Source organism: Nonomuraea sp. NPDC003214, assembly GCF_053590035.1.
Genome location: NZ_JBSFSX010000002.1, coordinates 358,483 through 380,426 on the forward strand (window position 1 = coordinate 358,483; position 21,944 = coordinate 380,426).

Sequence of the window (21,944 nt, forward strand, 5' to 3'; positions counted from 1 at the left end):
GGCCGGTCGGTAGGCTCGCGGGCATGGACTTCGCCTTCGACACCGTCACCGAGGACCTGCGGCGGCGCCTGCTGCTGTTCATGGACGAATGCGTCTATCCCGCCGAGTCCGCCTTCGAGGAGCAGGCCCGCACCAGCGGCTGGAGCGCCCCGCCGCTCGTCAACGACCTGAAGGACGAGGCCAGGCAGCGCGGCCTGTGGAACCTGTTCCTGCCCGGCGAGCACGGCGCCGGGCTGACGAACCTCCAGTACGCGCCACTGGCGGAGATCATGGGCCGCAGCCCGAGCCTGGCGCCGGTCGCCACCAACTGCGCCGCGCCCGACACGGGCAACATGGAAGTGCTGTCCATGTTCGGCAGCGAATGGCAGCGCAAGGAGTGGCTGACCCCGCTGCTCGACGGCGAGATCCGCTCGGCGTTCGCGATGACCGAGCCCGACGTGGCCTCCTCCGACGCCACGAACATCGCCACCTCGATCGTCCGCGACGGTGACGAGTACGTCATCAACGGCCGCAAATGGTTCATCTCCGGCGCGATGAACCCCGACTGCAAGATCTTCATCGTCATGGGCAAGACGAACCCGGACGCGCCCAAGCACCGCCAGCAGAGCATGATCCTGGTGCCGCGCGACACCCCCGGCATGACGATCAAGCGCGGCATGCACGTCTTCGGCTACAGCGACGCCGACCACGGCGGCCACGCCGAGATCCTGTTCGAGGACGTCCGCGTCCCGGCCGACAACCTGATCGGCGAGGAGGGCGGCGGCTTCGCCATCGCACAGGCCCGCCTCGGCCCCGGCCGCATCCACCACTGCATGCGCCTGATCGGCATGGCCGAGCGCGCGGTCGAGCTGATGTGCGAGCGGGCGCTGGCCCGCACCGCGTTCGGCAAGCCGGTCGCCCAGCAGGGCGTGGTCCAGGACTGGATCGCCGAGTCCCGCATCAGGATCGAGCAGTTGCGGCTGCTCGTGCTCAAGACCGCCTGGCTGATGGACACCGTCGGCAACCAGGGCGCCCACACCGAGATCCAGGCCATCAAGATCTCCACCCCGATCACCGTGGAGTGGATCCTCGACAAGGCCATCCAGGTGCACGGCGCCGGCGGCGTCTCCCAGGACTTCCCGCTGGCCGGGCTCTGGGCGGCGGCCCGCTCGCTGCGCCTGGCCGACGGGCCGGACGAGGTGCACAAGCGGTCGCTGGCCTACCGCGAGCTGAAGAAGCACATGTGATGACGACAGGAGCTGGAGTGGACGAAGCACGGCTCAAGGAGCGCGTCGCCGCGTTCCTGAGCGAGAACGATCCGGACGGCGACCGGCTGGAGTTCCTGCGGGCCAGGTTCGACGCGGGCCTGGCCTGGGTGTGGTTCCCCGAGGGGCTCGGCGGGCTGGGCGTCTCGCGCGAGCTGCAGCAGGTGGTCGAGCGGGAGCTGGCCCACACGCCGCAGCTCGACGGCGGCGTGCAGGGCATCGGGCTCGGCATGGCCGCGCCGACGATCCTGGCGTTCGGCACCGAGGAGCAGAAGCGCCGCTTCCTGCGCCCGCTGTGGACGGGCGAGGAGATCTGGTGCCAGCTCTTCAGCGAGCCCGGCGCCGGGTCCGACCTGGCCACGCTCGGCACCCGCGCGGTCCGCGACGGCGACGAGTGGGTGGTCGACGGCCAGAAGGTGTGGACGTCCGGGGCCCACCACGCCCGCTGGGCGATCCTCGTCACCCGTACCGACCCGGACGTGCCCAAGCACCGCGGCATGACGTACTTCATCTGCGACATGCACGCGCCCGGCGTGGACGTGCGCCCGCTGCGGCAGATCACCGGCGAGGCCGAGTTCAACGAGGTGTTCCTCACCGGCGTGCGGCTCCCCGACGACCTGCGGCTCGGCGCCGTCGGCGACGGCTGGCGGGTCGCCCAGACCACGCTGATGAACGAGCGCGTCGCCATCGGCGGCGCGCCGGTGCGGCGCGGCGGCGGCATGGTCGGCGCGGTGCTGGAGCACTGGCGCGAGCACCCCGAGCTGCGCACCCACGACCTGCACCAGCGGCTGCTCTCGCTCTGGGTGGAGGCCGAGGTGACCCGCCTGTCGGGGGCGCGGCTGCGCGAGCAGCTCGCCGCCGGGCAGCCGGGCCCCGAGGGCTCGGGCATGAAGCTGTCGTTCGCCCGGCTCAACCAGGCGCTGTCCGGCCTGGACGTCGAGCTGCGGCGCGACCTCGGCTACGACGACTGGACCTTCCGCCGCTCCGAGACCGTGGACTTCTACGGCCGCGGACCCGGCTACCGCTACCTGCGCGCCAAGGGCAACTCGATCGAGGGCGGCACCTCCGAGATCCTGCGCAACATCATCGCCGAGCGGGTGCTCGGCCTGCCCTCAGAGCCCCGCGTCGACAAGGACGTGCCCTGGAAGGACCTGCCGCGATGACGAGCCTGCTGTATTCGGAGGTCGAGGAGGAGCTGCGCGCCGCCGTGCGCGACCTGCTCGCCGACCGCTGCCCGCCCGCCGCCGTGCTCAAGCGCGCCGAGTCGGAGCCGTACGACCTGGACCTGTGGAAGACGCTGGCCGGGGAGATCGGGGTGGCCGGGCTGCTCATCCCCGAGGAGCACGGCGGGGCCGGGGCGACGGCCAGCGAGGTCGCGGTCGTGCTGGAGGAGCTGGGCCGGGGCGTCGCGCCGGTGCCGTTCCTCACCAGCGCGGTGCTCGCCACCCGGGCACTCGTCCAGGCCGGGGCCGCCGGCCTGCTCGAACGGCTCGCCGACGGCCGCTCGACCGCCGCGCTCGCGGTGTCGTTCGCGGCCTCGCCCTACCACCCGTCGCGCGGCTCCTCCGTACGGCTCGCGGACGGGCGGCTGTCGGGCACGGTCACCGGCGTGGCCGGGGCCGACGTCGCGGACGTGCTGCTGGTGCCGGTCGAGGGCGTCCTCTACCGCGTCGAGGGCGCCCAGGTCGCCGCCGTGCCGTCGCTGGACCTGACCCGGCCGGTCGCCACCGTCACGCTGGACGGCGCCGAGGCCACCCGGCTCGGCGAGGTGGACGTGGCGGGCGTGCTGCGGTACGGGGCCGGGCTGCTGGCCTCCGAGCAGTACGGGGTCGCCCAGTGGTGCCTCGACACGACGCTCGCCTACGTCAAGGAGCGCCACCAGTTCGCCCGGCCGATCGGGTCGTTCCAGGCGATCAAGCACCGGCTGGCCGACCTGTGGCTCGACGTGGTCAGGGCCAGGGCGGCGGCACGGGGCGCGGTGGCCGACGACTCGCCCCTGTCGGCGGCCGTGGCCCAGGCGTGGAACGCCGGCGTGGCCGTGCACGTGGCCGAGGAGGCGGTGCAGCTCCACGGCGGGATCGGGATGACCTGGGAGCACCCGGTGCATCTCTATCTCAAGCGCGCCAAGGCCACCGAGATCGCTCTCGGCACCCCCGGCGACCATCGCGAGGCGCTCGCCTCACTCGCCGAGGTGCCCGGCCCCGAGGGAGGCCAGCAGTAGGTCGGCGAAGTGCTTGCCCACCTGGGCGCCGGTCAGCGGCCCGTCCGTGTGGAACCAGGTGCCCAGGTGGTGCACCGAGCCGAAGAAGTAGTCGACGACCAGGTCGGCCGGCACCCGGTCGCTGAACACGCCGTCGCGCTGGCCCTCCAGCACCAGGTCGCGGAAGCGCTCGTGATAGCGCCGGCGCTCGGCCCGTACACTCTTGCGGGTCTCGGGCGCCAGCAGGTGCATCGAGCGGAAGAAGATCTTGGAGTCGTCGAGGTTGTCGGTGGTGGTCTCGATCACGTCGGCGGCGGCGCGGTGCAGCCGCTCGACGACCGTGCCGGGACTGTCGGCGATCTGCGTCAGCCGGTCCATCTGCATGCGCAGGACCCTGCCGTAGATCTCGTGCAGCAGGTCGTCCTTGGAGTCGAAGTAGTGATACATGGCGCCTTTGGTGACGCCGGCGGCCATCACGATCTCCTGGACGGAGGTGCTCTCGAAGCCCTGTTCGGCGAACAGCCGGGTGGCCTCGGCGAGCAGCCTCTGGCGTACCGGTTCCTCTTTCATCACGGATCACAGCATACCGACTGGTCGGTTGAGCCGTGATGCTTCTCCTAGGGGTACCAATTCCGTCACCTTAGGCTCACCTTGGTTTCGGATGGGGTATCTCTTTAACCGGCGAGGGATCTTCGGCGTGGCAGATCCTGTTGACGACACACTCATTCGGGGAGTTTGCCGTGCCCGGTGGCTCTATCTACGTGCAGCAGGACGAGAAGTACACGGGGTCGTCCCCCCAGTGGTGGTACGAGAAGTTCTGGCGTGAGGAGGCCCAGAGCAGGCGCAGGGCGCGCATCCTCAAGGCGGCGGCCGGGTTCGCCGCCGGTTTCGCGCTCGGCGTCCGCTTCGACGTCACCTACACGGCCTTCTACGCGCTCGTCGTGGCCGGGCTCGTCGCCGCAGGCGACTGGTGGCTCGACTGGCGCCGCTTCCAGGCCACGGCCGTCTGGCGCGGGCGCAGGCACGGCGAGGCCATCACCGGCCGCCTGCTGCGCCGCTCGCTCGGCAGGCGCGGCTACCAGGTGCTCGACGGCCGGGCGATCAAGGACCAGGCGTCCATCGACCACCTCGTGATCGGGCCGGGCGGCGTCTGGATCGTCGACAACGAGTCCTGGAGCCCCGACACCGAGATCGCCACCTACGGCGGCCGGCTGTTCTTCGGCGAGAAGTACGGCACCAAGGTCGCCAAGCCGCTGGCCGACGCCGCCCAGGCGTTCGCCGACCTGCTCACCCGCGAGACCGGCATCGAGGTCACGATCACCCCGCTGCTGGCCGTGCACTGCGGCATGCTGCCGCGCCGCGGGCTGCTGGAGGCCGAGGGCATCACGCTGCTCAAGCCGCGCCTGGTCGCCAGGCGCATCCGATCGACGGCGAACGGGCACCTCGACCCCGCCCAGATCGAGCTCCTCACCCGCACCGCGGCCCGCGAGCTCCAGCGCGCCTAGTGGCGATATACCGCCGATATACCCCTGGCCACTAGCGTCCTTTCGCGACAGGCCAGAACCAGGGATGGAGCGGTAAAGAACATGCGCAGATCCAGCGGAATCGTCGCCCTCGCCCTCGCCGCCGGACTCCTCACCGGCGCGCAGCCCGCCGCCGCCGGAGTGCAGGCCGCGTGCAGCCTCTCGCCGGGCACCCCGTACAAGGACGGCTACAAGGTGATCGCGGGCGTGGTCACGTGGGCCGGCTCCTCCTGCGGCCGGATGACCATGAAGCTGCAGCGGTCGCGGTGGTACGGCTGGCAGGACATGGTCGACGACTCGTGGGACTCGGCCACCAGCAGCAGCAAGCGCGCCTCGCTGCGGGTGTCGTGCGACGGCACGCACGAATGGCGGATCTGGTTCGACTCCAGCAACACCAGCAGCAGGACCGGCCTCACCAGGAAGATCAGCTGCCCGTAGCCGCCCGCCGGGTCACCAGGCACTTTGGCCTCAGACGCAGCGCACGACGAACGGCTCACCCGTGCCGTCGCTCACGTCGTAGGTGCTGCCGGCCACCGCGCCGTCGTCCGAGGCCACCGTGAGCCACATGCTGTGCGTGGGCGACTTCGGCAGGGCGTGGACGAAGTGGTCGAGCCGCCAGACGCCCTCGCCGCCCCCGGTGGCCTCGTCCGTGGTGCCGGTGATCAGGCCGTCACGGTTGACGGCCCGGGTGTCGGCGCTCTTCGGCAGCACGCGCGGCACGCCGTCGGTGTCCCACAGCACGCCGTACGTCCGGTAGGGCGAGGTGTAGCTGATCCGGCCGATCACCCGCCCGTTGGAGATCCCGGTGGCGAACGTGCCGGCCGCCCCCGCGACCTTGGCCAGGGGCGTGATCACGCCGTTCCGCCACAGGGCCGGGCCGTCCGGCGTGCGCAGCAGCACCGTGCCGTCCTCGTCCGCGTCCTCGGGCTCGTACCCGTCGGGCAGGACCGTCTCGATCACCTGCCCGGGCCGATCGGCGGGCCAGCGCAGCAGGCGGTGCACGTACCGGCTGCCGGTCCACACCATGTTCCGGCCGGTGACGTCGCCCTTCTCGTTGACGGCGAACGGCCGCAGGAACCCGTCGGCGGGCCGGGCGAGCCGGTCCGCCTGGCCGTTCCTGATCAGGACCGCGTGGCTGGGCCCGTAGTAGGGCGGGGCGGCGATCGCGGTCCACGCCAGCAGGGCGCCCGAGCGGGTCTCGTCCGGCAGGCCCGCGATCGGCTCACCGTCGATCGTGGTTCCGTGGTCGACGAACTGCCCGCCGCGCCAGGACACCCCGTGCCAGACGCCGTCGGCCAGCACGGCACGGCCGGAGAAGCCGCCCTGGTGGTCGGTCGCGGTGACCTCGGCCTGCCGGGTGCCGGCGGGCACGGGCAGCGGGGCACGCGTCCAGGCACAGTCGGCGTCGGAGGCGGCGTCGGCGGCGGCTGGGATCGCCGTGATCGAGGCGAGCAACAGCACGGTCCCCGCGACCACGCAGCCGAGTCGGTTCGATGTCACGGCGTTCCTCCCGCGGAATCGGATGGCTGGTTGCCACCGTAGATCGGCGGGAGGCCGCACGCCGTCCTTCCCGGCAGGCACGGCAATCCACGAGAAACCGCCCTAGGCGATGCTCTCGATGAACGCGGTCAACTGGGCGACATTTCGGCATTCGTACATGGGGACGACCGTCCCGTACTCGGTCGCCACCGAGTCGCCGGTGTCCCACTGCTGCCGGGGCTCCGGGTTCAGCCAGTACGCGTGCCGGGCGCGCCGGGTCAGCGACTTCAGCGTGTCGAGCGCGGGCTGCTGGTAGTTGGAGCGGGCGTCGCCGAGGATCAGCAGCGACGTCTTCGGCCCGATCGCGTCACCGTAGCGCTCGGCGAACCCCTCCAGCGCGTGGCCGTAGTTGGTCCGGCCGAACCGCACCATGTCGGCCTCGTTCGCCAGCCGCGTCATGGCCTCCACCACGTCGGCGCCGGGCACGAAGAACCGGGTGATCTCGTCCACCGTGTCCACGAACCCGAACGCCCGCACCTTGGTGAACTGCTCCCTCAGCGCGTACGTGAGCAGCAGCGTGAAATGCGCGAACGACGAGACCGAGTCGCTGGTGTCGCAGAGGATGACGAGCTCCGGCTTGTGCGGCCGGGGCGGCTTGAAATGCGTGGTCAGCGGCACGCCGCCGCTCTGCAACGACGCCCGCATGGTCCTGCGGAAGTCGAGCCGCCCGCGCCTGCCCTTCCTGTGCTTGATCGTCAGCCGCGCGGCCAGCCGCCGGGCCAGCGGGTGCACCTCGCGGCGCAGCCTGGCCAGGTCGGCCTTGGTGATGCGCAGGAAGTCGATGTGGTCGAGCGGCGGGCGCACCGCCGAGCGCGCGATCTTGTCGATGCCGGAGTCCTCGGCGATGCGGCGGCGCACGTCGGCCGACACCGCCTCCTCCAGCCGCCGCGTGTTGGCCGCGACCCGCTGACGCGCCGTCTTCTCGGCCAGCCCGCCGCGCTCCTGCCCGGCCAGTACCTCGTTCAGGATCCGGGCCATCAGCGTGTCGGGCGACAGGGCCCGCATGACGCTGTAGGAGAACCAGTTCTGCCGGCCCTCCGCCGCCTCCTGCCGCCCGAACCGCTCCACCATGGCCCGGGCGAACTCCCGCATCTCGGCGTCCGTGCTCTGCGTGAGCAGCCCCGCCAGGTAGCCGCGCACCTCCTCCAGAGGCGCCGACTCCAGATCCGGGCGCGGCCCGTACAGGCCGGTCGTCGCCCTCGGGAACCACAGGTCGAACAGCACGTCGAAGCCCGGCCGGTACGCGGGCTTCTTCACCAGCGTCGCCGCGTAGGCGGCGCGCAGCGACTCGCGGTCGGCCAGCTCGATCACCCGCAGCGCCCGCGCCGCGTCGAGCCCTTCCGCCAGCGACACGGGCAGCCCGGCCTCGCGCAGCGCGTGCACGAAGCCGACGTGCCTGTCGACGAGCGAGCTGTGCGGCGCGTGCGTCACGGCGTCGCCAGCCCGAGCTCCTTGACCGCGCGGGCGTGGTCGGAGGCGTGCTTGAGCACCACGCCCAGGGTGCCCGCGACCGTCGCCTCGTCCAGCTCGTCGCGGCCCAGCGCCAGCAGCGTGTTGGCCCAGTCGACGGTCTCCGCCACCGACGGCGCCTTCTTCAGCTCCAGCGACCGCAGCGTCGCCACCGTCCTGGCCAGCTGCTCGGCCAGATCGGCGCGGAGCGTCGGCACCTGGCTGAGTACGATGTCACGCTCGCGTTCCGGGGTCGGATACTCGATGTGCAGGTAGAGGCAGCGCCGCTTGAGCGCCTCCGACAGCTCGCGCGTCGCGTTCGACGTCAGCACCACGAACGGGCGGCGCACCGCCTCGATCGTGCCCAGCTCCGGAATCGTCACCTGGAAGTCGGACAGCAGCTCCAGCAGCAGCCCCTCGACCTCCACGTCCGCCTTGTCCGTCTCGTCGATCAGCAGCACCGAGGGCCCGGCGGACCGGATCGCCTTGAGCAGCGGCCGCTCCAGCAGGAACTCCTCGCCGAAGATGTCGTCGTCGGCGCTCGTCGCCTGGATGCGCAGGAGCTGCTTCTTGTAGTTCCACTCGTACAGCGCCCGCGCCTCGTCCAGGCCCTCGTAACACTGCAACCGGATCAGCTCGGCGTCGGTGGTCAGCGCCACGGCCTTGGCGAGCTGCGTCTTGCCCACCCCCGCCGGCCCCTCGACCAGCAGCGGCTTGCCCAGCGCGGCGGCGAGGAAGACCGAGGTGGAGATGGCGTCGTCGGAGAGATAGTCCACGGCGGCGAGCCGCTCGGTCACGTCGGCGGGCGAGTCGAACATCGATGCTCCTGTCTGCAGGCCGAACTTTATTCTAGCGGTACGGGCGCCGCTTCGGCCGATTCGACCTGGGTGCTTGGTGCCGGTATATTCCTTCGTGCACGGCGCGCCGCTAGCTCAGTTGGTCAGAGCAGCTGACTCTTAATCAGCGGGTCCGGGGTTCGAGTCCCTGGCGGCGCACCCTGACAGAAGCCCCGGTTCAGTTCGCTGAGCTGGGGTTTCTTGGTTTTTTGGCGACCGGGTCGCGCCGGTGGTTGCTCGCTGGTGGTGACCTCCCACACCTGGGCGACCAGAGCCCGGGTGCCGGGCTGGTGGGTGACGGTCCACGTCTGCCCGGCCGCCGGCGGGCCAGCCTCCTCGAAATTCTGTGAGGTCAACGTCAGCCATCGCTGAGCGGTCGCTACCCCACTGTTCGAGGTTCGGGCGACGTTGGGTACAAAGGCGGTCGTGAGGGACGTCGTTGAGCACCGCTACGGCCGGGACGACATGCGTCTGGTGACAGCGTCCTTCCGTACGCATCATTTCGTTCCTCACGCGCACAGCGAGTACGCCATCGCGGCGATCGAGCGCGGGGTGGAGGCTGTCCGCTATCGCGGCGCCACCGAGCACGCGCCCGCCGGTAGCCTGCTCCTTCTCGATGCCGACACCATCCACGCCGGCCGCCCCGGCATCGCCGAAGGCTGGGACTATCGAGTCTTCTACCTCCCGCCGGCGCTGCTGGCGGAACTCGCCGGGTACCGGCCCACCTTCCCGGTGCCGACTCCGTACGACCCGCCGCTGGCCGCTCGTCTGATCCGGCTGCACCGCCGCCAGGACCGGAACCCTCTGGTCGCGCAGGAAGAGTTCGAGGCACTGTTCACCGAGATCCTCGTCCGCTACACACGCCGCGCGATCACTCCGACGCCGCCACTGCTCGTCCGGAGAATACAGCGGCACCTGGCCGCGGACCTTCAACGCACCCCGTCGCTGGACGAGCTTGCCAGGGTGGCATGCCTGCCCCGGTTTCAATTGCTGCGTGCCTTTCGCCGCGAAACCGGCCTCACTCCGCACGGCTACCTGCTTCAGCTACGCCTGCGCTGTGCCCAGCAACTCCTGACCGCCGGGCACACCGTCGCGCGCGCAGCCGCCGAAAGCGGCTTCTACGACCAGGCGCATCTGCACCGTCACTTCCGCCGCGCGTTCGCCGGCACCCCGGGCCGGTTTGCGCGCAACGACGTACAAGAGCGGCGCGGCCCGCCCGCCTAGCGTGTCCGGCGTGAACGAACACACCAGGCCGGAGTTTTCCCGCAGCGCACTGCTCACCATCGACCTGCAACGCGACTTCATCGCCGACATCACCGGCACCGCCGGGGTGCTGCCCGCGATCCGGCGTCTGACGCACGCGTTTCGCCAAGCGGGGCGGCCCATCGTGCATATCGTGCGCCTGTACCTGCCCGACGGCGGCAACGCCGACCTGTGCCGGCGCACGCTGCGCGGAAAGGTCAACCCGCACTCGCCGGGTTCCCAGCTCGCCGACGGGCTGGCGCCGGGAAGCGAACTTGACCCGGACCTGCTCCTGGCGGGGCACGCGCAGGAGATCGGCCCGGACGAGTACATCCTGTACAAGCCGCGCTGGAGCGCCTTCTTCCGCACCCGGCTGCTGGGACACCTCACCGAACGTGAGGTGAGCACGGTAGTCGTCGCCGGCTGCAACTACCCGAACTGCCCGCGTGCCACGCTCGTCGACGCGAGCGAGCGTGATTTACGCACCGTCGCGGTGCGGGACGCACTCTCCCGCTGGACCAGCAACGCGGACGACGAGCTGACCGGTATGGGCATCGCCTGCCTGGAGACCGGTGAGGTCATCGCCGCCATCCGGTCTCGCATGGCTTCCGGCGCCGCGCCGGGCAGTACATCAACTTCTCTGATCGTCCAGCAGTAGACCAGCTCTGGTCGCCGGGCGGGACAGGACGTGATGGCCATGGACGCCGCGGTGAACGCAGGCGAAGGGGCGGTCGTGGCTCCCGATCATGAGGCCCCACTCCGTCGACTCTTGACGCAAGAAGCTATTGATATTAGCTTTGTGGCTAACAAGCTTAACTGGAGGTACGGGCATGACCGAGTTTCTGACCCACGACGGCGGCACGTTGGCCTATGACGTCGTCGGCGAAGGCCCGCTGATCGTGCTGTCCCACGGGATGGGCGACACCCGCGAGGCCTACCGTTTCCTCGCGCCGCTCCTGGTGGAAGCCGGCTACCGGGTGGCGACCGCCGACCTGCGCGGGCATGGCGAGTCGAGCACCGGGTGGGCGTCCTACACCCGGACCGACACGGCCGGTGACCTCGTGGCGCTGATCGAGCACCTGGGCGGCGGCCCGGCGGTGATCGTGGGCCACTCGTTCTCCGGCGGCTCCGCGACGATCGCCGCCGCGCACCCGGCGGTCGCCGCCGTTGTGGAGATCGGCCCGTTCACCCGGGTGCCGAAGGTCGCTTTCGGAGCGCTGTTCACGAACGCCCGCTACCGCACCGGCCTGCTCCGCCTGCTGCGCGCCGGCATCACCGGGAACGTGGACACCTGGCTGAGCTACCTCGACCACGCCTACCCCGGCGTCAAGCCGGCCGACTGGGCTGTCCGGCAGGCCGCGCTGGCCAGGACGCTGCGCGAGGACGGCCGGATGACGGTCGTGCAGAAGATGGGCCAGGCCGCGCCGAAGGATGCCGAGGCCGCCCTGCCGACGCTGGGCGTGCCCGCGTTGGTCGTCATGGGCACGCTCGACCCGGACTGGGCTGATCCGCGCGCCGAAGCCGACGGCATCATCGCGGCGATGCCGTCCGGGCTGGGGTCGGTCGTGATGATCGAGGGCGCGGGTCACTACCCGCACGCGCAGTTCCCGCACGAGGTCGCGGACGCCGTCCTGGCCTTCGTGAAAAGGACCGTGAATGCCTAGGGCGGGGCTGTCGAGTGAGCACGTAACGCGGGTGGCCGCCGAACTGGCCGACGAGGTCGGCTTCGCGGGCCTCACTCTCGCCCTGCTCGCCGACCGGCTCGGCGTCCGCACGCCGTCGCTCTACAAGCATGTCGACAGCCTGGCCGATCTGCGGCACAAGGTGGCGACGCTGGCGATGGAAGCCATCGCCGACACGGTCGGGGAGGCCGTTCAGGGCGTGTCGGGCAAGGAAGCCCTGTCCGCCTACCTCACCGCGCTGCGGGCGTACGTGACCGCGCACCCCGGCGCGTACAGCGCGACGATCGGCGAGCCCTTCGAGGGACCCGACGATCCGTTGCTGAAGGCCGGAACCCGGGTGATCGACACGATGGCCGCCGTGCTGCGCGGCTACGGTGTCCCCGAGGAGGAGATGGTCCACGCGATCAGGACGATCCGGAGCACGACCCACGGCTTCGCCGCGCTCCAGGTCGCCCAGGGCTTCCAGTGGACCGGCGATCCGGACGCATCCTTCGAGTGGATGATCGACTTCCTGGACCGCGGCCTGCGGGTCCAAGGCAGCTGAGAACTCGGAACGGCGACAGGTGCACGTGGCCACCGTGGTGACCGTCACGCCATTGCAGTCCGGCGTCGAGCCCAGCGGCCACCCGAGTGCGCCGCCCGCGCCCGGCCTGGCTAGAGCCAGAAGCCGTAGAACGGCAGATTCATTTGCCGATCGGGACTTGTCGTTGAGGATTGGGATACCCGCAGGCTTCTAGCGTGTCCGTATGCGGTGGAATGGACTCTTGCTGCCTCCACGGCGGGTTGGCCCGGCGGTTCATGGTGCGGCGCTATAGCGGCACGGCCTCAGTCGAGGCGTATGAGGCGGACGCTGCGGCCCGTCTGGATGAGATGCTGGTCGAAGCTGTGTTCAGTGCGGGCGCCCACATGGGCAGCGTCCTACCCTCCAAGATCACCTCATTCCCCCTTACGTCCCAATCCGAGGTACAGCCAGGGGTGCCGGGCTTGACTCTCAAGCGGCTTGAGATTCCATAGTGGCCGCATGAGCGACGACGAACCGTACCCGATCGGAGACGTGGCGCGGCGGACCGGCCTGAGCGTGAGCGCCATCCGGTTCTACTCCGACGCCGGCCTCACCGAGCCGACGCGCGTGACGGAGGCGGGCTACCGGCTGTACGACATCCGCGCCATCGCCCGGCTTGAACTCGTCCGTACCCTGCGCGACCTGGACACCGGCCTGGACGACATCCGCAGGCTGCTCGACGGCGGCACGTCGCTGCACGAGCTGCTCGCGCGGCACCTGGAGCTCGTCGAGCGGCAGGAGCGCGGCCTGCGCGCCAAGCGCGCCGTGCTGCGAACGCTGGTCAAGCAGGGAGGCACCGCCGCACAGGCGGCCCTGATGCACAAGCTCGTCTCGATGTCCGACGAGGAACGCGAGCGGCTCGTCGACGACTTCTGGAACGAGGTCGGCGACCACCTCGACGTGCCCCCCGGCTTCGTCGACCGGTTGCGCACGATGCGTCCGAACCTGCCGGAGGACCCCACGGCGGCCCAGCTCGAAGCCTGGATCGAACTGGCCGACCTGGTGCAGGACGAGGGGTTCCGCGACGCGGTCCGCGCCTACCTCAAGGACACGTACTCGGCGTACCCGGGCCGGTACGTGGCCGGCGCCCCGGTGCAGGACTTCATCCACACGACGGGCGCGCGGATCGGGGAGGAGATCACGGAGGCGTACCGTTCGAGGCTCGCGGCGGACTCGCCGCGCGCCCAGGAGCTGGCAGTCCGCCTCGCGGACGCGGCCGCCGAGCTGGCCGGCAAGCGGTCCACACCCGAGTCGCGCGAGCGGCTGGCAACGGCGTACGACCTGGCCAAGGAGCTCCGGCAGGAGGACTCCCCGGAGGAGGCCCGGTACGCCGCCACCCACGGCCGGTATCTGTCCCTGGTGGCCTCGATCAACGGGACCCCGGCCGACGCCGACGAGGAGACGGCCGCGCTCACCGGATGGCTGGCGGAGGCCCTGCGCGCCTCGGCCCGGCGGTAGCCACCTCACACCAGGAAGACCAGCTCGAAGGCGATCAGCGCGTCGAGCACGCCGCACCACTCGGCGTAGGAGCGGGCCACGACCTTGCCGCGCCGCAGGTGCACGAAGTCCCAGATGCCGTGCAGCAGCCATCCGGCGGCGATCACGTACCGGCCGACCTCGGAGGCGAGGGGCCAGCCCGATGGACGCCATCGCCCCGAACAGGACATCAGCTGTTCGAGGTCAGCGCTTGCCTCACGGACGCTGGCGGTCCCGTGCACGCTTGAGCTGCTGAGCTCAGCAAATATGCGGCCTCATGGTAGGTGCCTGCTGCCGATCAGGCGCGCCGACGCGCCGGAAGCGCTGCCGCTGAAGCATGGCGGCTGGCGCGCGGCGGGTCCCGCCTCCAAGCGGTGGATGCGCTTCTGTCCCTGTACGAGGCCGGCGGACGCCGCCCGGCCCTGAGGCCGCGGTCATGACCAGGCCGGGCAGCATTCTTACTCCGCTGCAACGGCGTATCCCCCGCGAGCAGCAGGTCGCCCAGGGCTGGATCACCTCGGACGGCCGCCAGGCCGACGGCTTCAAGACCCCGGCGCAGGGTGCGGCGACGGCCGTGTGGGCGGCCACCTCGCCCCTGCTCGACGCGTACGGCGGCGCGTACTGCCAGGACTGCGACATTGCCGAGCCCGCGACCACCGAGGACATGCTCGTCGGCGGCGTCAAGCCGTGGGCGACCGATCCCGATTCCGCATCTCGGCTATGGGCCCTCTCCGGCGAACTCACCGGGCTGGATTGCTTCTCCTGACTCAGGGGTGAGGTCACGCGCCACACCTCGTGCGCCTGCCGGAGAGCAGTGTGTCTTGAGCGTTACGCAGCCGAAGGGCTGGAGGCCGGTGCCGTGACCGGAGACGTTCGCCGGTGCCGCTGTCGATAGCGCAGGGGCGCCTCGCCCACCTCTCGCTTGAAGGCGGTGCTGAAGGCGCTCTCGGAGGTGTAGCCCAGCTGCGCGGCCAGTTCCCCGATCCGGACGTCGCCGTCGCGCAGCGCCCGCCGGGCCAGCAGCATCCGCCAGGAGCTGAGGTAGGTCAGTGGCGGGACACCGGCAACGGAGCGGAAGCGCACGGCGAACGACGTCCGCGACATCGCCGCCGCACGGGCCAGTTCCGCCAGCCCCCAGGGCCGGCCGGGTTCGCGGTGCATGAGGGTCAGCGCGGGGCGCAGGCTGTCGTCGGTCAGCGCCCGCAGCCACCCCGGCGGCAGTTCGGCCTGGTTCAGGTACGCCCGGAACACCTCCAAGATCAGCAGCTGGGCGTGCTGGCGTACGGCGAAGGCCGCGCCCATCCGCTCGGCCGTCACCTCCTCGACCAGCCGGTCGACGCACGCCCGCAGGGCGGGCGCGGCGGTGTGGCAGGAGCGAACGAGCGCCACCGGCGGCAGCGCCTGCGTCAGCAGCGCCGCGCCGGCCTGGTTCAGCTCGACGTGACCGCCGAGGATGACGTCGTCGGCGGCGAAGTCCGCACCGCCGACGCGCAGGGCGTAATCACCCGGCTCAGGCACGAACTCGACCGGCGGACCGTCACCGGTGCCGCCCTCGGCACGCATCCAGGAGCGGCCGGTCAGGACTGCGACGTCACCGGCCTCCATCTCGATCGGGGTGTCCAGCCCGTCGGCCGACAGCCGGCACCGGCCGTGCACCATCACCGTCAACTTCAGCGGGCTGGTGATCACCGACCGCGTGACCCATCGTCCCCCCACCGCGAACGCGCCGGAGACCTGGCCGCGCACCTCAAGGAGATCGAACACCTCCGACAACTGATCGACCATCACGCCCCGAACTATCGCGAAGGAAATCCGCACCGTCAAGCATTCATCGTTCGCCCGATCCCACCCATGCTGGAAGCGTGACCCACTCCACGGAAATCCGGCAGCCACCTGGCTCCGGCTGCACCGCGACGGAAGGCGAAGGGCTCGCCGGACCCTCCACCTGGGCAACGGGAACGATCCTCAAGGAGCAATTCATGGCACTCAACGACTCTGCGAAAGACCCGACGACATACGCTGCCGGCATCCCGGTGCCGGACCCCGAGCCCGTCTCCTCGTACCACCCCGTCCTGATCGATGTCCCAGGGCGCCCCGTTCCGCTGGCGGTTCGCGTGACGGCTCCGGCCGTCGGCAGTGACCTGCCGGTCATCGTCTTCTCGCACGGACACGGCCCGTCGACCTTCGTCCCCTCCTTCTACGGATACGGTCCGCTCGTGAACTTCTGGGCCGCGCACGGCTTCGTCGTGATCCAGCCCACGCATCTCGACGCCACGTTCCTCGGCCTGCGGGAGGCCGGCGATCCGGATGCGCCGCTGTACCTGAAGTCGCGCGCCGACGATCTTCGCCAGGTCGTGGACCACCTCGGCGAGATCGAACGCGCCGTTCCGGGACTCGCTGGGCGCCTGGACCCAGGCCGCATCGCCGCTGTCGGTCACTCGGCCGGAGGTCACACCGTCGGCCTGGTCTCGGGCCAGACCATCGCCGACACCAGCGACGGGTCGACGGTCGGAGCCGTCGACGACCGCTTCAGCGCCCGCGTCATGATCGCCGCTCCCGGCTGCGGCGAAGACCTGAACGGTCCAGCGGCGCAGCTCTACACCGCACTCACCAGCACCGGCTTCGATGGCATGACGCCCAAGGCGCTCATCGTCGTCGGCGAGAAGGACTGGAACCCCTTCTTCTCCGACCGGCAGGACTGGCGCAGCGACCCCTACGTCGCGGCGCCCGGGCCGAAGACCCGGCTGGAGATCTTCGACGCCGAGCACGGGCTCGGCGGCATCTCCACCTTCGACGCGGTCGAGACCACTGACGAGAACCCCGACCGGGTTGCCGCCGTACGCGCGCTCATCTGGGCCTACGTGCGCAGCGAGCTCTACCCCGAAGATCCGGCCTGGACGCGGGCCACCGCGGCGCTCGACGGCAGCACCACCCCGATCGGACGCGTCGAGTCGAAGTAGATCCCTGCGTACGCTGACGTGCTGTACCGAGGGCCTCGCTCAGCGGGCCGGTGACGGCTTCTGCCGGGGCGGCGTGAGACGCCCGCGTGGGGCAGGAGGCGGGAACGAGGCTCGCTTCTCGTGGGCGGCGGCCAGGTGGAGGTAGGCGGCGGCCGTCCAGGTGTAGGCACGGTCGCGCAGGCCCTGGCCGGTGCGGGCGTCGAAGTTCTCGGCGAACCCCGCCCGCTCACACAGCGCGCGGAAGCGGCTGCTGATCTCGTCGGCCAGGTTCGGATGCCCGGCGCGGCGCAGCCCGTCCTCGATCAGTACGGTCGAGGGCGCCCAGATGGGACCGCGCCAGTAGCCGTCGTCCAGGTAGTGCGGCGAATCCGGCAACTCGGTCGCGAGCCCGAACGCGGTCAGATGCCGCTCGATCCCGGCGGCCAGCGCCGCGCGGACGGGACGCGGCAGCTCTTCCCCCAGCACGATCGGCGAGGCCAGCGCCTCGAGCGCGGCAGCTCGTCACCGGCGGTCGCGCGCCCCCGCCGAGCGCCTCGACCGCCTCGGGCGGAACTTCCAATCCCCGCATGGGCTCCGGAGGCTCGACGAGGGTGCGAAACTTCACAACGTGCTCCTCTACTCCGCGTAGGGCTGGTCCTGCGCCTGCTCGCTGTAGCCGAGACTCCAGATGTAACCGTCCGGGTCGGCGAACGTGCCGCCGTACCCGCCCCACGGCAGGGCGCCGGCGGGCTTGAGAATCGTGGCGCCGGCCTTCTCCGCCTCCGCCATCACCTCGTCCACCCGCGCCTCACTCCGCACGACGTACGTGAGCACCAGCCCGCTGAAGCCGCTGCCCTCCGGGCTCGTCCCCGCCAGGCCGGCCAGACCTTCCCGGCCGTAGAAGCCGACGGGCGAGGCGCCGTCCGACTCGAAGAACACCGAGATGCCGTAGTCCTGCCCGATCTTCCAGCCGAGCCCTTCGGTGTAGAACTGCTTGGCCCGGTCCATGTCCCGGACGCCGAGAAGGATCGAGCTGACGTGTGCCTTCATGTCTTACTCCTTATGTGTGGATGGTTATGCGGTACATGGGTGATCATGCGGCCGGCCGTCCAGGCACGGGTGCGCGCTGCTGATACCGGTCGAGCGCGATGCTCGCTGCTTCCCGCCCTGTCTGAGGACGGTCCTCAGCCCCAGCTCTGGCCGGCCGGCTCCTTGACGGTGGCGTTGAGGCGGTTGAAGAGGTTGGTGATCCCGATGCTCATGAGGAGGCCGGAGATCTCCGCCTCGGAGAAGTGGTCGGCGATCTCGTCCCAGAGCGTGTCGGGGACGGCCTCGCCGGAGCGATCGGCGACCCGGGTGACGTGCTCGGCCAGGGACAGGGCGGCCCGCTCGGCGCTGGAGAAGTACGGGGCCTCCTGCCATGCGGCCACGGCCGCGATCTTGTTCTCGTCGGCGCCGGCCTTCCGCATGCTCTTGGTGTGGCTGACCACGCAGGCGCTGCAGCCGTTGATCTGGCTCGTGCGCAGGCCGACGATCTCCTGCAGTTCCTGGGAGATCCCGCTGCTGTTGATGCCCTTGAAGATGGCCTGAATGCCGGTCATGACATCGGGGAGGACGTAGGCCGGGTTCTTCATGCGAGCTTCCATCGTTCTTCCTCTTTCTCGTCGTTCCTGCTGGGGGTCTGGTCCGAGGTACGGGACGGATGCGCGAGGTTCAATCGCCGGGCCCGCACCAGGCCCGGCATATCGGTTCGGGCAGTGGAGCGAGGATCGTGGTGACGACCTGTTCGCTCGCACCGTCCAGGAGCCACGGCAGGATCCGGGACGCATCGCCGCTGATCCACTGGGTGTGGGTCTGCCCGAAGCGCGCCCACTGCTCCTGGGTGATGACTGCCTGGATCACCGGTAGCGCCTGGTCCTCTTCGTGCCTGAGGTGGCCGGTGAGGCCGGTGACCAGGGAGTCGGTGAGGTCGCCGAGCCGGTCCATGCCGATCTCGGAGTGGGCCAGTGCCGTGTCGATCGCCTCGATGACCTGGTCGATGGCGGCGTGCTCGGCCTCCATCGCCTCCAGCAGCGTCAGGTCGGCGGGCCGGTCGGCCAGGGACTGTCGCAGCGCGGGCCACAGGGCGTGGTCCTCCGCGGTGTGGTGGACGCGCAGGGATGTCTTGAACAGGTCCCAGCGGGCCGCGGTGCGCAGGATGGCGCGGCGGTCGCCGCCGACCCGAGCGGTAACCCTGGCCAGGTGCTCGGCCTCGCGACGCAGCGCGTCATGCATCGCATGCATCGTCGTCATGTCGAGCAGCCTGCTCACGGCCTTCTCCTTCAAGCGGTCGGCTCCGGCACCGCGCTCACGTGCGGTTTCGGACGTCTCCCACCTTGGAGCGGTCGCGCGTCTGCATCAACGCGAGATTCCGTATGATTCGATAAGTGGAACTTATGAGGCAAATGAGGAATAAGTGGAGATTCGGGATATCGAGATCTTCCTGACTCTGGCCGAGGAGTTGCACTTCGGCCGGACCGCCAGCCGGCTCCACGTGTCCCAGGCCCGAGTCAGCCAGGCCATCAGCCAGCAGGAACGCCGCATCGGCAGCCCGTTGTTCGACCGCTCCAACCGCCGTCAGGTCCGTCTGACCCCGGTCGGACAGCAGTTGCGCGACGACTTACGGCCGGTCTACTCGGGGCTGCAGCAAAGCCTTGAACGCGCCCGGATGGCCTCGCGAGGCATCACAGCGCGCCTGCGCGTGGGCATGCTGCCCTTCAACGTCCACGACTTCCACCCGTACTGGCAGGAATTCCGCGCGCGGCACCCGCAATGGGAGCTTCAGCTACGCCGCGCCCGTTTCATCGACCCGTTCGCCGCCCTCCGCAGCGGTGAGATGGACGTCCTGATCGCCTGGCTGCCCGTGGAAGAACCCGACCTGACCGTAGGCCCGCCGCTGCTCACCGACCGCAGGGTGCTCGCCGTCTCCGGCGCCCAGGAACCGGCCGGGCGGTCCTCGATCCCGCTGGAGGCGCTCGGTGACTTCCAGCACGCCATCGCCGCCGACATGCCGGACTACTGGCTGGACAGCTACCTGCCCTTCCACACCCCGCGCGGGCAGACGATCGAACGCATCGCCCCCATCACCAGCACCGACGAACTGATCGACCTCGTCGGCACCGGCGAGATCGTCCATACCTTTCCCGCGCACGTCACCCGGTATTGGTCGATGCCCCACCTGCGCTGGCTGCCCATCCCCGACATGCCGCCCCTGACGTACGCCCTGGTGTGGCAGACCGACACCGAAAACGACCTTGTCCGAGCCCTCGCCCAGACCGTCCACGACCTGGGCGCCACCACCGCATGAGCAGCGCCCGTGCCCGCGAGCCCGGCGGGACACCCTGGTCGGCCCTCTACCAGTGCTGACGGCAGGGTCCCTGACCGGTCATGTGCACGCAGGACGGTCACCACGGGGTGGGTGCCCGCCTTCGCGGCGAGCCGCGAACCGACGTCCCGCCGGCCGATCAGCTGTACGGGGTCGGCCAAGGACGCCGGCGAGGCGGTGCAGTTCGTTCTAGCGTTGGCGCGCATCGGCGCCGCTCGGCCTCGGCTGCCCGCCCATCGTCGGCGAGTCGGTTGCCGTTGCCTGGAGCGGCGCCGCCGACGGCGCTCCGGTCAGCTTCACCCGGCGCGCGGGAAGATCGGCGCCGGCCAGATACACAACCGCCTGGTCGCGCTCGGGTTCACCGGCACCGATAGCACCGCCCAGCGCGCGGTGTCCGCCGAAGAGACGTTCAGCCGGCGGTGTGCCTGGACGCTCCGGGGCGCAACCGTTCCAGGCGGCGCCAGTGCTCCATCACCGCTGCTCGTCCCTCCGCGGTCAGCTGGATCCAGGTCTCCGTCCGCTTGCCCGCAAGTTCCTTGCGCACCTGGACGATCCCGCCGTTCTCGAGCTTGGCCAGATGGGAGGAGAGATTGCCCGGCGACAGGCCCGTGACACGCTGCAGGTAGAGGAAATCGGCCTCCTTGCAGGATTCCAGGGCGGCGGTGATGGCCAGCCTGGCCGGTTCATGGACGAGCTTGTCCAGGTTGGCCAGCTCCTGAAAGGGCTCACTCACCGGACTCGTTCCCGCCTAGCACGCGCCTGAGCAGCAAGTGGCTCCAGACCCCCAGCAGAACGGCAGCGCCACAGCACACGCCCAGCAAGATCGACAGATCGGACAGGGGATGGCCGCCGCTTTGGAAGGGCAGCAGCCCGCCCACGATGAGGGCGACGCCCGTCAGGAGGAACGGAGGCGCGAGCGGACGCAACCGCCGGCCCGCCACCAGCACACCCGCCCCCACGGCTACCGCCTCCGGGCTGAACGGCAGGGCGGGCGCGAACGTGTGCAAGACGGCGACCACGGCGAACACCACGCCCGTGGCCACCAGAGCCGAGCGCCCCTGCTCCCGCTGAGCCCGGACCGCGCCGTACCTGCGCCGGTAGTAACCGCTCAGCACCGGCATGGCGGCGAATGCCGCCACCAGCCCCACCGTGGCCATGCCCCACCAGATCACCGCAGCGCCTTGGCTGCCGGAGCGGGGATCCACGACGAACAGAACGCCGAGGACCGTCAGCAAGGGCAGGACGACGAGCCCTTGGAGCATCTCGTAATGCGCAGTGACGAAGCGGACTCGTTCCAGATCGTGCACCGAGTGGCTTTGCACGCGTGCCTCCGTTCTCGACAACATCAGACCTGTACGGTAACGCAGAGCGCTTTGCAACGCAAAGCGCTCTGCGTTGGCAAGTGCGACGGACTCTGCGCCCAGGAGGCCGAGTTGACGAAGATCATGCACGCCCTTGTAGTGATCAGACTTCGCCCGGACCGGTCGTGCTGGCGGGCGGAGTCCTGGCCAACGACGGCCCGGTCCGCAGAGCCGTCATGCGGTCACTGACCGGACCGGAGCCCGTACCGGCCATGGCGGAGGTGACCGGTCTGCGCACCGCCCGCGACGGGCCGGGGGCGGCGAGCTGGCTCGCCGCCCTCGAACACCTGGGAGACAGCCGGGCGCGGGCGGCACACCTGCGGTTCACCACCGCGGACGGATGACGGCTGGTCGCGGTGGTCATGATCACCTGCCGCGTAGTCCTCCGACCGGACGATCTGCCCGCAGGTCACTTCAGGGCGGTGGCGGCGGTGTCCCGCTGAGGACGGAGCGGCCCGAGGGTGAGCAGCTGATGTCCGAGGCGTGAGCGGCGTCCGGACCACATACGGGGCTGCCCATCGCTTCCC

Annotated in this window: 26 protein-coding genes and 1 tRNA gene; 15 read left to right on the forward strand and 12 right to left on the reverse strand. The window is 70.4% G+C overall.

Annotation, left to right across the window (positions count from 1 at the left end; translation table 11 throughout):
• The first annotated feature begins 23 nt into the window (after positions 1-23).
• The 3 genes from ACWDXC_RS06610 to ACWDXC_RS06620 are packed head-to-tail and all read left to right on the forward strand — an operon-like array spanning position 24 to position 3,465.
• Complete coding sequence (locus ACWDXC_RS06610) at positions 24-1,226, forward strand: acyl-CoA dehydrogenase family protein (RefSeq protein WP_219515066.1); 1,203 nt, start codon at positions 24-26, stop codon at positions 1,224-1,226.
• Positions 1,226-2,407 carry an acyl-CoA dehydrogenase family protein gene (locus tag ACWDXC_RS06615; protein ID WP_357593692.1) on the forward strand — a complete coding sequence of 394 codons (1,182 nt, stop codon included), beginning with the start codon at positions 1,226-1,228 and terminating at the stop codon, positions 2,405-2,407. The genes ACWDXC_RS06610 and ACWDXC_RS06615 overlap by 1 nt, the downstream gene beginning before the upstream one ends.
• Positions 2,404-3,465, forward strand: coding sequence for an acyl-CoA dehydrogenase family protein (locus ACWDXC_RS06620; RefSeq protein ID WP_449978754.1), 1,062 nt, complete (start codon positions 2,404-2,406; stop codon positions 3,463-3,465). The genes ACWDXC_RS06615 and ACWDXC_RS06620 overlap by 4 nt, the downstream gene beginning before the upstream one ends.
• Here ACWDXC_RS06620 and ACWDXC_RS06625 read toward each other — a convergent pair.
• Positions 3,424-4,014 (reverse strand): TetR/AcrR family transcriptional regulator, encoded by a 591-nt coding sequence (locus tag ACWDXC_RS06625; protein ID WP_219515151.1) that lies wholly within the window; start codon positions 4,012-4,014, stop codon positions 3,424-3,426. The genes ACWDXC_RS06620 and ACWDXC_RS06625 overlap by 42 nt on opposite strands.
• Positions 4,015-4,184: 170 nt before the next feature.
• On the opposite strand from ACWDXC_RS06625, the gene ACWDXC_RS06630 reads away from it, so the two are divergent.
• Together ACWDXC_RS06630 and ACWDXC_RS06635 are read left to right on the forward strand one after the other, a co-directional pair.
• Entirely contained in the window at positions 4,185-4,949 is a 765-nt protein-coding gene (locus ACWDXC_RS06630; RefSeq protein ID WP_219515073.1) for a nuclease-related domain-containing protein, read from the forward strand.
• An 81-nt stretch (positions 4,950-5,030) separates the two neighbouring features.
• Positions 5,031-5,405: a hypothetical protein gene (locus ACWDXC_RS06635; protein WP_449978756.1), complete on the forward strand. Its 375-nt coding sequence runs from the start codon at positions 5,031-5,033 to the stop codon at positions 5,403-5,405.
• A gap of 30 nt (positions 5,406-5,435) precedes the next feature.
• Here ACWDXC_RS06635 and ACWDXC_RS06640 read toward each other — a convergent pair whose 3' ends face one another.
• The 3 genes from ACWDXC_RS06640 to ACWDXC_RS06650 all read right to left on the reverse strand — a co-directional run bounded on the left by ACWDXC_RS06640 (position 5,436) and on the right by ACWDXC_RS06650 (position 8,773).
• Positions 5,436-6,467, reverse strand: coding sequence for a hypothetical protein (locus ACWDXC_RS06640; protein ID WP_449978759.1), 1,032 nt, complete (start codon positions 6,465-6,467; stop codon positions 5,436-5,438).
• Between the two features lie 102 nt (positions 6,468-6,569).
• The gene (locus tag ACWDXC_RS06645; RefSeq protein ID WP_219515105.1) at positions 6,570-7,937 is read right to left on the reverse strand and encodes a vWA domain-containing protein; all 1,368 of its coding nucleotides are present in this window, start codon (positions 7,935-7,937) and stop codon (positions 6,570-6,572) included.
• On the reverse strand, positions 7,934-8,773 hold the full coding sequence (locus ACWDXC_RS06650) for an AAA family ATPase (protein WP_449978762.1): 840 nt from the start codon (positions 8,771-8,773) through the stop codon (positions 7,934-7,936). Before ACWDXC_RS06650 ends, ACWDXC_RS06645 begins: the two co-directional genes overlap by 4 nt.
• 103 nt (positions 8,774-8,876) lie before the next feature.
• Between ACWDXC_RS06650 and ACWDXC_RS06655 the strand changes: the two genes are divergently transcribed.
• The 6 genes from ACWDXC_RS06655 to ACWDXC_RS06680 all read left to right on the forward strand — a co-directional run bounded on the left by ACWDXC_RS06655 (position 8,877) and on the right by ACWDXC_RS06680 (position 13,735).
• Positions 8,877-8,950 (forward strand) — tRNA-Lys (locus ACWDXC_RS06655).
• Between the two features lie 267 nt (positions 8,951-9,217).
• The gene (locus ACWDXC_RS06660) at positions 9,218-10,015 is read left to right on the forward strand and encodes an AraC family ligand binding domain-containing protein (RefSeq protein WP_449978765.1); all 798 of its coding nucleotides are present in this window, start codon (positions 9,218-9,220) and stop codon (positions 10,013-10,015) included.
• Between the two features lie 10 nt (positions 10,016-10,025).
• Positions 10,026-10,691 (forward strand): cysteine hydrolase family protein, encoded by a 666-nt coding sequence (locus ACWDXC_RS06665; protein ID WP_449978767.1) that lies wholly within the window; start codon positions 10,026-10,028, stop codon positions 10,689-10,691.
• A 172-nt stretch (positions 10,692-10,863) separates the two neighbouring features.
• Positions 10,864-11,697: an alpha/beta fold hydrolase gene (locus ACWDXC_RS06670; protein ID WP_449978769.1), complete on the forward strand. Its 834-nt coding sequence runs from the start codon at positions 10,864-10,866 to the stop codon at positions 11,695-11,697.
• Positions 11,690-12,259: a TetR/AcrR family transcriptional regulator gene (locus ACWDXC_RS06675; protein WP_449978772.1), complete on the forward strand. Its 570-nt coding sequence runs from the start codon at positions 11,690-11,692 to the stop codon at positions 12,257-12,259. Before ACWDXC_RS06670 ends, ACWDXC_RS06675 begins: the two co-directional genes overlap by 8 nt.
• A 477-nt stretch (positions 12,260-12,736) precedes the next feature.
• Positions 12,737-13,735, forward strand: a complete 999-nt coding sequence (locus ACWDXC_RS06680) for a MerR family transcriptional regulator (protein ID WP_449978774.1) — start codon at positions 12,737-12,739, stop codon at positions 13,733-13,735.
• Positions 13,736-13,740: 5 nt separating this feature from the next.
• On the opposite strand, the gene ACWDXC_RS06685 is transcribed toward ACWDXC_RS06680, so the two are convergent.
• The gene (locus tag ACWDXC_RS06685) at positions 13,741-13,881 is read right to left on the reverse strand and encodes a hypothetical protein (RefSeq protein ID WP_449978777.1); all 141 of its coding nucleotides are present in this window, start codon (positions 13,879-13,881) and stop codon (positions 13,741-13,743) included.
• Between the two features lie 308 nt (positions 13,882-14,189).
• Here ACWDXC_RS06685 and ACWDXC_RS06690 point away from each other — a divergent pair, with 308 nt between their 5' ends.
• Complete coding sequence (locus ACWDXC_RS06690; protein ID WP_449978780.1) at positions 14,190-14,519, forward strand: hypothetical protein; 330 nt, start codon at positions 14,190-14,192, stop codon at positions 14,517-14,519.
• 62 nt (positions 14,520-14,581) lie between these two features.
• Here the strand turns inward: ACWDXC_RS06690 and ACWDXC_RS06695 are convergent, their stop codons facing one another.
• Entirely contained in the window at positions 14,582-15,538 is a 957-nt protein-coding gene (locus tag ACWDXC_RS06695; RefSeq protein WP_449979805.1) for an AraC family transcriptional regulator, read from the reverse strand.
• Between the two features lie 77 nt (positions 15,539-15,615).
• Here ACWDXC_RS06695 and ACWDXC_RS06700 point away from each other — a divergent pair, with 77 nt between their 5' ends.
• Entirely contained in the window at positions 15,616-16,713 is a 1,098-nt protein-coding gene (locus ACWDXC_RS06700) for an alpha/beta hydrolase family protein (RefSeq protein ID WP_449978783.1), read from the forward strand.
• A gap of 39 nt (positions 16,714-16,752) precedes the next feature.
• On the opposite strand, the gene ACWDXC_RS06705 is transcribed toward ACWDXC_RS06700, so the two are convergent.
• The 4 genes from ACWDXC_RS06705 to ACWDXC_RS06720 all read right to left on the reverse strand — a co-directional run bounded on the left by ACWDXC_RS06705 (position 16,753) and on the right by ACWDXC_RS06720 (position 19,002).
• Positions 16,753-17,178: an MGH1-like glycoside hydrolase domain-containing protein gene (locus ACWDXC_RS06705; RefSeq protein WP_449978786.1), complete on the reverse strand. Its 426-nt coding sequence runs from the start codon at positions 17,176-17,178 to the stop codon at positions 16,753-16,755.
• A 150-nt stretch (positions 17,179-17,328) separates the two neighbouring features.
• Complete coding sequence (locus ACWDXC_RS06710; protein WP_173529085.1) at positions 17,329-17,742, reverse strand: VOC family protein; 414 nt, start codon at positions 17,740-17,742, stop codon at positions 17,329-17,331.
• A 134-nt stretch (positions 17,743-17,876) separates the two neighbouring features.
• Positions 17,877-18,338 (reverse strand): carboxymuconolactone decarboxylase family protein, encoded by a 462-nt coding sequence (locus tag ACWDXC_RS06715; RefSeq protein WP_449978790.1) that lies wholly within the window; start codon positions 18,336-18,338, stop codon positions 17,877-17,879.
• 67 nt (positions 18,339-18,405) lie between these two features.
• Positions 18,406-19,002, reverse strand: coding sequence for a hemerythrin domain-containing protein (locus ACWDXC_RS06720; protein WP_449978792.1), 597 nt, complete (start codon positions 19,000-19,002; stop codon positions 18,406-18,408).
• Positions 19,003-19,147: 145 nt separating this feature from the next.
• On the opposite strand from ACWDXC_RS06720, the gene ACWDXC_RS06725 reads away from it, so the two are divergent.
• Positions 19,148-20,038: a LysR family transcriptional regulator gene (locus tag ACWDXC_RS06725; protein ID WP_449978795.1), complete on the forward strand. Its 891-nt coding sequence runs from the start codon at positions 19,148-19,150 to the stop codon at positions 20,036-20,038.
• 427 nt (positions 20,039-20,465) lie between these two features.
• Here the strand turns inward: ACWDXC_RS06725 and ACWDXC_RS06730 are convergent, their stop codons facing one another.
• A complete protein-coding gene (locus ACWDXC_RS06730; RefSeq protein WP_449978797.1) occupies positions 20,466-20,789 on the reverse strand; it encodes a transcriptional regulator in 324 nt (107 codons plus the stop codon).
• Positions 20,782-21,378 carry a hypothetical protein gene (locus ACWDXC_RS06735; protein WP_449978799.1) on the reverse strand — a complete coding sequence of 199 codons (597 nt, stop codon included), beginning with the start codon at positions 21,376-21,378 and terminating at the stop codon, positions 20,782-20,784. Before ACWDXC_RS06735 ends, ACWDXC_RS06730 begins: the two co-directional genes overlap by 8 nt.
• Before the next feature lie 164 nt (positions 21,379-21,542).
• On the opposite strand from ACWDXC_RS06735, the gene ACWDXC_RS06740 reads away from it, so the two are divergent.
• Positions 21,543-21,761, forward strand: coding sequence for a hypothetical protein (locus ACWDXC_RS06740; RefSeq protein WP_449978801.1), 219 nt, complete (start codon positions 21,543-21,545; stop codon positions 21,759-21,761).
• Positions 21,762-21,944: the final 183 nt, after the last annotated feature.

Coding starts and splice junctions, on each gene's coding strand:
- ACWDXC_RS06650 (WP_449978762.1), bottom strand. CDS start 8,773: ATGTTCGACTCGCCCGCCGACGTGACCGAGCGGCTCGCCGCCGTGGAC.
- ACWDXC_RS06610 (WP_219515066.1), top strand. CDS start 24: ATGGACTTCGCCTTCGACACCGTCACCGAGGACCTGCGGCGGCGCCTG.
- ACWDXC_RS06690 (WP_449978780.1), top strand. CDS start 14,190: ATGACCAGGCCGGGCAGCATTCTTACTCCGCTGCAACGGCGTATCCCC.
- ACWDXC_RS06625 (WP_219515151.1), bottom strand. CDS start 4,014: ATGAAAGAGGAACCGGTACGCCAGAGGCTGCTCGCCGAGGCCACCCGG.
- ACWDXC_RS06620 (WP_449978754.1), top strand. CDS start 2,404: ATGACGAGCCTGCTGTATTCGGAGGTCGAGGAGGAGCTGCGCGCCGCC.
- ACWDXC_RS06635 (WP_449978756.1), top strand. CDS start 5,031: ATGCGCAGATCCAGCGGAATCGTCGCCCTCGCCCTCGCCGCCGGACTC.
- ACWDXC_RS06675 (WP_449978772.1), top strand. CDS start 11,690: ATGCCTAGGGCGGGGCTGTCGAGTGAGCACGTAACGCGGGTGGCCGCC.
- ACWDXC_RS06715 (WP_449978790.1), bottom strand. CDS start 18,338: ATGGAAGCTCGCATGAAGAACCCGGCCTACGTCCTCCCCGATGTCATG.
- ACWDXC_RS06670 (WP_449978769.1), top strand. CDS start 10,864: ATGACCGAGTTTCTGACCCACGACGGCGGCACGTTGGCCTATGACGTC.
- ACWDXC_RS06710 (WP_173529085.1), bottom strand. CDS start 17,742: ATGAAGGCACACGTCAGCTCGATCCTTCTCGGCGTCCGGGACATGGAC.
- ACWDXC_RS06680 (WP_449978774.1), top strand. CDS start 12,737: ATGAGCGACGACGAACCGTACCCGATCGGAGACGTGGCGCGGCGGACC.
- ACWDXC_RS06615 (WP_357593692.1), top strand. CDS start 1,226: ATGACGACAGGAGCTGGAGTGGACGAAGCACGGCTCAAGGAGCGCGTC.
- ACWDXC_RS06695 (WP_449979805.1), bottom strand. CDS start 15,538: ATGGTCGATCAGTTGTCGGAGGTGTTCGATCTCCTTGAGGTGCGCGGC.